Genomic DNA, 6483 nt, shown 5'->3' on the forward strand with positions numbered 1-6483 from the left:
CTGCTCGCCACCAACATCATCGAGGCGGGGCTGGACGTGCCGCGCGCGAACACCATGATCGTCTGGCGCGCCGACCGCTTCGGCCTGTCGCAGCTGCACCAGCTACGCGGCCGCGTCGGGCGCGGCGGCCGGCGCGGGCAGGTGCTGCTGCTCACCGATCCCGACCATCCGGTCGCCGAGCGCACGGTGCGGCGCCTGCGCACGCTGGAGGCGTTCGACCGGCTCGGCGCCGGCTTCGCGATCGCCGCGCGCGACCTCGACATGCGCGGCGCGGGCGATCTGATCGGCGACGACCAGGCCGGGCACATGAAGCTGATCGGGGTGGAGCTCTATCAGTTCCTGCTCGTCGCGGCGCTGCGTGCGGCGCGCGGCGAGGACGTGGAGCGGTGGACCCCCGAGCTGAACCTTGGCGCGACCGGCGCGCTGCCCGCCGACTGGATCCCGGAAGCGGAGCTGCGCGTCACCCTCTACGCCCGCCTCGCGCGGCTGGAGGACGCGGGCGCGCTGGACGGCTTCATCGCCGAGCTGGAGGACCGCTTCGGGCCGCCGCCCCCCGCGGCGCGGCTGCTGCTCGACATCGCCGCGATCCGCCTCGCCGCCATGGACGCGCGCATCGCCAGGATCGACGCAGGCCCCGCCGCGATCGCGCTCACCCCGCGCAAGGACTTCGCCGGCGCCGCCGGCGCCGCCGGCCTGACGGAAAAGAACGGCCGCCTGCTGCTCGCCGAACGCATCGAGGACCCGGGCGAACGGCTGGAGCGGGTACGGGCGCTGCTGGACGCGTTGGCGGTGGGTGAGTGACACGCCGCGGTGCTTCGATTACACGCGGCCGGTGACCCAGTATTTCGACACGCAAGCCTTCGTGCGTCGGATGGAGACCGCCGGCATGGCCCGCGCGGTCGCGGAGGAACTTGCCGATGCGCTTGGCTCCGTCGTGCTGGACGGCCTCAGCACCCGACGCGATGTGGAAGAGGCCTCGGCGCGGCAGGATGCGAACCTGCGTGAAACTGAATTGCGCTTGCGGCAGGATCTGAAAGAACTGGAGCTGCGTGTCGGCCAGAACATCAAAGACCTGGAGCTGCGTATCACTATCCGGCTCGGTGCGATGCTGGCGGCCACCACAACCCTCGCCGTCGCCATCTTGGGAGCGCTGATCGCGTTCAAGTGATCGATGCGGCCGCCGCTGTGTACACGGATAGATCATGACCCAGTTCGACCTTACCGACGACCAGCGCGAGATCCAGGAGCTGGCGCGGCGCTTCACGGCCGACAACATCACGCCCTTCGCCGCCCGGTGGGACGAGGAGCATCATTACCCCGTCGACGTGTGGAAGGCCGCCGGCGCGCTCGGCTTCGGCGCGATCTACGTGGCGGAGGCGGCGGGCGGCACCGGGCTCGGCCGGCTGGAGGCGGCGCTGATTATGGAGGCGATGGCCTATGGCTGCCCCGCCACCAGCGCCTTCATCTCGATCCACAACATGGCGACCTGGATGATCGACCGCTTCGGCGGCCGCGAGATCAAGGACCGTTTCCTCCCCGATCTCGTCGCGATGGACAGGATCGCCAGCTACTGCCTGACCGAGCCCGGCTCCGGCTCCGACGCCGCCGCGCTCAAGACGACGGCGCGGCGCGACGGCGATCACTATGTCCTGAACGGCACCAAGCAGTTCATCTCGGGCGCGGGCTATAGCGACGTCTATGTCTGCATGGTCCGCACCGGTGAGGAGAAGTCGAAGGGCATCACCGCCTTGGTGGTCGAGAGGGGCGCGCCCGGCCTGTCCTTCGGCGCGCCGGAGAAGAAGCTGGGGTGGAACGCGTCGCCGACCGCGCAGGTGATCTTCGAGGATTGCCGCGTTCCCGTGGCGAACCTGGTCGGCACGGAGGGCGAGGGGTTCCGGATCGCGATGGCGGGGCTCGACGGCGGTCGGATCAACATCGGCGCCTGCTCGCTTGGCGGCGCGCAGCGCTGTCTGGACGAGTCGATCCGCTACACCAAGGAGCGCCAGCAGTTCGGCCAGCCCGTCGCCGATTTCCAGAACACCCAGTTCACGCTCGCCGACATGGCGACCGACCTGGAGGCGGCACGCGCGCTGCTCTATCTCGCCGCCGCCAAGGTGACCGCGGACGCGCCCGACAAGTCGCGCTTCTCGGCCATGGCGAAGCGGCTGGCGACCGACAACGGCTCCGCGATCGTCGACCGCGCGCTGCAGCTGCATGGCGGCTACGGCTACCTGCGCGACTACCCGATCGAGCGGTTCTGGCGCGACCTGCGCGTCCATTCGATCCTGGAGGGGACCAACCAGGTGATGCGCATGATCGTCGGCCGCGAGCTGACCCGCCAGTGAGCAGAGCTCGGCATATCCTCCCCGGGACGGGGAGGGGGACCGCGACGCGAAGCGTCGTGGTGGAGGAGGCTCCGATCAGGGCGGCCCGCTCAAGCCGGAGCCGCCTCCACCATCGGCTGCGCCGCTGGTCCCCCTCCCCGTCCCGGGGAGGATCATAGATGTCCGAGGTTCTCGCCGAACGCGACGGCCGCGTCGGCCGGCTGCGGCTCAATCGACCGCGCCAGCTCCACGCGCTCAACACCGCCATGTGCGAGGCGATGCTGGCCACGCTGGCGGCGTGGCGCGACGACCCTGAGGTCGAGGCGGTGCTGATCGACCATGCGCCCTCGCCGGATGGCGATCCTAAAAGCTCCAGGGGCTTCTGCGCGGGCGGCGACATCCGCATGCTGGCGGACAGCGGCGCGGCCGACGGCGTCGCGGCGCGGGCCTTCTTCCACACCGAATACCGGCTCGACCATCGCCTCTTCACCTACGCCAAGCCGACCATCGCCTTCATGGACGGCGTGACGATGGGCGGCGGCGTCGGCCTCAGCCTGCCGTGCCGTTTCCGGGTCGCGACCGAGAACACGCGGTTCGCCATGCCGGAGACGGGTATCGGCCTGTTCCCGGACGTCGGCGGCGGCTGGTATCTGTCGCGGCTGCCGGGGCGGATGGGCCGGTATCTCGCGCTGACGGGGCATCGACTGGACGGCGCGGAATGCCTCGCGCTCGGCTTGGCGACCCACTATGTCCCGAGCCAGGCGCTCGCGGCGTTGAAGGATCGTCTCGCCGCCGATCCGCAAGGGGCCGAGACGCTGCTCGACGCCGCCGCCACCGCGCCGTCGCGCGCGGCCATTCTCGATCATGCCGACGCCATCGCCCGGCTGTTCGCGGCCGACGCGCTGGAGGAGGTGTTCGCCGCGCTGGAAGCGGACCGCTCGGACTTCGCGCGCGAGACTCTGGCGACGCTGAGGACAAAGTCGCCGCAGACCATGAAGATCAGCCTCAAGCTGCTGCTCGACGGCGCCACCATGGCGACCTTCGAGGACGAGATGCGGCAGGAATATGCGGTCGCCAGCCGCGTCGTGCAGCGCCACGACTTCCTGGAGGGCGTGCGCGCGGTGATCGTCGACAAGGACAACGCGCCGCGCTGGGATCCCGCCACGCCGGAGGGCGTCAGCGATCACCTGATCGACCAGATCTTCGCGCCGCTGCCGGACGCGGAGGCGTGGGCGCCGAGTTGACTCGATCGTCATCCCCGCGAAGGCGGGGATCCAGACTCACCGCGGGGATTAATGGATTCCCGCCTTTCGCGGGAATGACGGCTTTGACCTACGAAACGATCCTCGTCGAGCAGCGCGGCGCGGTGACGCTCGTCACGCTCAATCGCCCGCAGGCGCTCAACGCGCTCAACAGCCAGGTACTGGGCGAGCTGGTCGCCGCTTGCCAGGCTTTCGATGCCGACCCGAGCCAGGGCTGCGCCGTCCTCACCGGCTCCGACAAGGCGTTCGCGGCCGGCGCGGACATCAAGGAGATGCAGCCGCAATCGTTCGGCGAGATGTACGGCGCCGACTATTTCGCCGGCTGGGAGCTCTTCACGCGCACCCGCAAGCCGATCATCGCCGCGGTCGCCGGCTTCGCGCTCGGCGGCGGCTGCGAGCTGGCGATGATGTGCGACTTCATCCTGGCGGCGGACACCGCGAAGTTCGGCCAGCCCGAGATCAGGCTCGGCGTCGCGCCGGGCATGGGCGGCTCGCAGCGCCTGACGCGCGCGGTCGGCAAGGCGAAGGCGATGGAGATGTGCCTGACCGGCCGGATGATGGACGCCGCCGAGGCCGAGCGCGCCGGGCTGGTCAGCCGCATCGTCCCGGCGGGCGAGCTGGTCGACGAAGCGGTCAAGGTCGCCACCCAGATCGCCGCCATGGCCCCGCTCGCGGCCAAGGCGATCAAGGAAATGGTCGACGCCGCGTTCGAGACGCCGCTAACCCAGGGCATCCGCTTCGAGCGCCGCCTGTTCCACGGCCTGTTCGGGACGGAGGACCAGAAGGAGGGGATGACCGCGTTCGTGGAGAAGCGGGCGGGCGCGTGGAAGGGCAGATAATCCCTTCCCGCAAGCGGGAGGGGCGCAGAAGGAGAGAAGAATGGCCCGCATCGCATTCATCGGCCTCGGCAACATGGGCGGCGGGATGGCCGCGAACCTGGCGAAGGCCGGCCATGACGTCCGCGCCTTCGACCTGAGCGACGACGCGCTCGCCCGCGCCGAGAGCGCCGGCTGCCTGCGCGCGGCCGATGCCGCCACGGCGGTGGAGGGCGCGGAGGCGGTCGTCACCATGTTGCCCGCGGGCACGCATGTCGCGCAGACCTATGCCGCGATCCTACCCGCCTGCGCGCCGGGCGCGGTCCTGATCGATTGCTCCACCATCGACGTCGCCACGGCAAAGCGGGTTGCGACCCAGGCGGTCGAGGCGGGCTTCCTGGCGGTCGACGCCCCCGTCTCCGGCGGTATCGCGGCGGCGGCGGCGGGGACGCTCACCTTCATGGCGGGGGGGCCGGCGGACGCCTTCGAGCGCGCCGAGCCGTTCCTGTCGGCGATGGGCAAGGCGGTGATCCATGCCGGCCCGAGCGGGGCGGGGCAGGCGGCGAAGATCTGCAACAACATGATCTTAGGCGCGACGATGATCGCGACGTGCGAGGCGTTCGGGCTGGCCGAGAAGCTGGGGCTCTCCGCGCAATCGTTCTTCGCTATCGCCAGCGTGTCGTCGGGCCAGAGCTGGTCGATGACCAGCTACTGCCCCTTCCCCGGCGTCGGGCCGGACACCCCCGCCGACCACGATTATCAGGGCGGCTTCGCCGCCGCGCTGATGCTCAAGGACCTGCGCCTGTCACAGCAGGCGGCGAGCGACGCCGGCGCGGACACGCCGATGGGCGCCAAGGCCGCCGAGCTTTACGAGCGCTTCGTGCGCGAGGGGCAGGGCGGCAAGGATTTCAGCGGCATCATCGAGCTGCTTGGGACATCGACATCGGTTCGAGCATAGGCGGCTGTCCCAAGGCGGCGTACCCGGAGACCGGTACGGGAGACTTCCATGTCCTATATCTTCATTCTCGCGGTTCCGGTGGTCATCCTTCTCGCGGTCGCGTCGAAGACGTTCGGCGTGAACCAGGAATACCAACGCGCCGTGCTGTTCCGGCTCGGGCGGCTGGGCACCACCAAGGGGCCGGGCTGGTATTGGCTGATCCCGTTCATCGATCGCGTGGTCAAGGTCGATATCCGCACGGTGACGGTGCAGCTCGAAACGCAGGAGACGATCACGCGCGATGGCGTCGCGGTAAAGGTGAACGCTGTGCTGTGGTATCGAGCCGCCGATCCCGCCCGGGTCGTGACCTCGGTGGAAGCCTATGAGGCGGCGGTGGTGCAGGCGGCTGAAACGGGGATGCGCGACGCGATCGGCCAGAGCGACCTCGATCAGATGCTCAAGGACCGTATCGGCATCAATCGGCGGCTGCTCGAGTTGCTGGCGAGCGCGGCGGGGCGCTGGGGCATCGAGATCGACGCGGTCGAGATCAAGGACGTCGACATTCCCGAGCAGATGCAGCGCGCCATCGCGCGCGAGGCCGAGGCGATCCGCGAGAAGCGCGCGCGCATCATCAAGGCCGAAGGGGAAAACGAAGCCGCGCAGAAACTCGCCGACGCTGCGACGATGATCGGCAGCGCGCCAGGCGCTTTGGAGCTGCGCCGTCTCCAGACGCTTGCGGAAATCGGGGTCGAGCACAACAGCACCATCATCGCCATGCTTCCCGTGGAGCTTCTTCACGCCGCCCGGACAATCGCGGGACTGCCCGCAGCATCGGCCGATTGAGCGACAGGCACTTCCGCCGCCGCCCGCGCGACTGGACACCGCTTTCCGCGGGCCGGCGAGGCTGGCGCGCCACGCTCCGTCGCGTTCGCCTTCTCCACCTTCCCGTCGCCTCGCCGAATGACTTGCCCGGCGGAAGCGCCCCGTTAAACCGGCCCGGGCGAAGGGAGCGACATGGACGCCGCCGTCAATGAACCGACCAAGGCCGACATCCGCCTGGTCATCGCCGCGTCCGCGCTCGGCACGGTGTTCGAGTGGTACGATTTCTTCATCTACGGCACGCTGGCGTCGGCCGGGATCATCGG

The 6483-nt window shown here is 69.7% G+C and carries 7 protein-coding genes; all 7 read left to right on the plus strand.

All coding sequences use genetic code 11. The features are described from left to right. Positions 1-801 (plus strand): TRCF domain-containing protein (locus ACFE64_RS14435; RefSeq protein ID WP_375393154.1); only part of this gene is annotated, 801 nt, incomplete at its 5' end. A gap of 31 nt (positions 802-832) precedes the next feature. Continuing rightward, positions 833-1168, plus strand: a complete 336-nt coding sequence (locus tag ACFE64_RS14440; protein WP_375393155.1) for a hypothetical protein — start codon at positions 833-835, stop codon at positions 1166-1168. Between the two features lie 31 nt (positions 1169-1199). Further along, positions 1200-2345: an acyl-CoA dehydrogenase family protein gene (locus tag ACFE64_RS14445; protein ID WP_375393160.1), complete on the plus strand. Its 1146-nt coding sequence runs from the start codon at positions 1200-1202 to the stop codon at positions 2343-2345. 158 nt (positions 2346-2503) lie between these two features. After that, a complete protein-coding gene (locus tag ACFE64_RS14450; RefSeq protein ID WP_375393156.1) occupies positions 2504-3568 on the plus strand; it encodes an enoyl-CoA hydratase/isomerase family protein in 1065 nt (354 codons plus the stop codon). 83 nt (positions 3569-3651) lie between these two features. Continuing rightward, entirely contained in the window at positions 3652-4425 is a 774-nt protein-coding gene (locus ACFE64_RS14455; protein ID WP_375393157.1) for an enoyl-CoA hydratase, read from the plus strand. Positions 4426-4465: 40 nt separating this feature from the next. Next, positions 4466-5359 carry a 3-hydroxyisobutyrate dehydrogenase gene (gene mmsB, locus ACFE64_RS14460; RefSeq protein ID WP_375393158.1) on the plus strand — a complete coding sequence of 298 codons (894 nt, stop codon included), beginning with the start codon at positions 4466-4468 and terminating at the stop codon, positions 5357-5359. 48 nt (positions 5360-5407) lie between these two features. Further along, a complete protein-coding gene (locus ACFE64_RS14465; RefSeq protein ID WP_375393159.1) occupies positions 5408-6181 on the plus strand; it encodes a slipin family protein in 774 nt (257 codons plus the stop codon). Positions 6182-6483: the final 302 nt, after the last annotated feature.

This window comes from uncultured Sphingomonas sp., from assembly GCF_964250165.1.
Classification (GTDB): Bacteria; Pseudomonadota; Alphaproteobacteria; order Sphingomonadales; family Sphingomonadaceae; genus Sphingomonas.